This window comes from Nonomuraea sp. NPDC003201, from assembly GCF_053590415.1.
Genome location: NZ_JBSFTC010000768.1, coordinates 1 through 1147, shown reverse-complemented (window position 1 = coordinate 1147; position 1147 = coordinate 1). Strand labels below are relative to the sequence as shown.

Annotated in this window: 1 protein-coding gene; it reads right to left on the bottom strand. The window is 73.1% G+C overall.

What is annotated here, in order from left to right; translation table 11 throughout:
* A partial coding sequence (locus ACWDX9_RS63510; RefSeq protein ID WP_449973486.1) for a LamG domain-containing protein occupies positions 1-1147 on the bottom strand: 1147 nt, incomplete at both ends.

Genomic DNA, 1147 nt, shown 5'->3' with positions numbered 1-1147 from the left:
AGCTGGAACCCGGCTGTCCGGCTGCCGGGCTGGGCCACGGCGGCGGTGTCGGCGGTGGGCAGGTAGTCGAGCTGGACCCAGGCGGCCACGGTGAAACTCGACCTGGTGCCGACGGCGGGGCCGGTGGTCTGGGCGTAGCCGTTGACGCCGTCGAGCGCGAGCGCGCCCTCCAGCCAGCCGGACGTCCATGACGCGCCCCCGGCCAGCGTCGCGGCCGTGGAGCGGCCGGAGGACTCCGCCGCGGTCGTGCCCGACTCCTCATCCAGCATCCAGTGGCCGACCAGCGTGGCGGCGCTGTTGACCAGGTCGGCGAGCTCATCGGCGAACATGGCCCGGCCGTACACGCGGACCTCGTCCACATCGCCCGGCCAGGACTCCGCCGCGGCGCCGTTGACCTTGCCGCGGCCGATGGTGAGCGGCCCGGTGGCGTTCCACGGCTGGGTGAAGGCGACCTCGGACTCCAGCTTGCCGTTGACGTAGAGCGAGATCTGGCCCGCGGCGGAGTCGTAGACGCCGGCCAGGTGGGTCCACTCGTTCAGCCTGGGAGCGGCGGCCGACAGGGCCTTGACCGTCGCGGCGCCGTCGGCGTCGGAGTTCGCGCGGACCAGCGCCCAGCGGTCGTCGGGCTTCGAGTACTGGAGCGTGAAGCCGCCGGTCCTGGAGCCTTCCTGGGTGACGACCGTGGCGGTGGCCGCGTTGCCGGTCAGGCGGGCCCAGGCGGTGACGGTGAAGTTGCGGCTGGTGTCGGCGATGGGGCCGGAGGTCTGGGCGTAGGCGTTGGCCAGCTTCAGCCCCATGCCCGTCTTCCCGGTCGTCCACGTGGCCCCGTACAGCGTCGCCGGGTGGGCGTTCGCGGCGTCGGCGGCAACGGTGCCCTGGCCCTCGTTCATGGCCCAGTGGCCGTTCGGGCCCTTGCCGCTGTTGACGTTGAAGACGTAGGTGCGGATCGGGCCGAGCTGGCCCGCGCGGTCCTTGCTGCGTACCGACAGGACGTTGGGGCCGTCGTGGCGCGGGGTGAGCGCGATCGTGGCCGTGCCGTCGGCGGCGGGCGCGACCTCGGACTTGGGCGTGGTGTCCAGCCCGTAGACGTAGGCGGCCACGTCGGTGACGCCGTTGGGATCGAACGTGAAGGTGCCGGCCAGGCCGA